Raw genomic sequence first — 388 nt, 5'->3', positions numbered from 1 at the left:
GAAAATGTATTGTGAATTTTGTGTCGCGATGGGCTGATAATGTTAATGTTTTGTTTGATTTTTATTTTTTGTGGTAGTTTTTTGAAAAGTTGTTTGGGTGCCGGTGAGAGAGAACTTGTAATTGATTTGGGTGCCGGAGGGAGTAACTTGTGTTTTGTTTTGATAATTTAAATAGGTAGAGCTTGTGAGTTTTTTCGAACTGAAGAGGTAGAACTTGTGATGTTTTCGAATTCAAGATTGTAGAACATGTTATTTGTTTTCGCTGGAAGAAGTGGAACTTGATCGGATTGAGGGAAGGAAGAACTTGTTAGGAAGGAGAACTTACTTGTAAAGAGAAGAATAAGATTTGATTGGAGAGACTTGTGATACTGGCATGTTTTTGGTAAAG

At 35.6% G+C, this 388-nt stretch carries 1 protein-coding gene; it reads right to left on the bottom strand.

Annotated elements, in window-relative coordinates; genetic code table 11:
* Window positions 1-167: 167 nt before the first annotated feature.
* On the bottom strand, window positions 168-388 hold a 221-nt coding region (locus B5P42_RS32415; RefSeq protein WP_220089426.1), incomplete at its 5' end, for a hypothetical protein.

Source organism: Bacillus sp. SRB_331 (assembly GCF_003264175.1).
GTDB lineage: Bacteria > Bacillota > Bacilli > Bacillales > Bacillaceae_G > Bacillus_A > Bacillus_A mycoides.
Note: the sequence above shows the minus strand (reverse complement) of the source record. Positions and strands in the feature narration are given on the sequence as shown.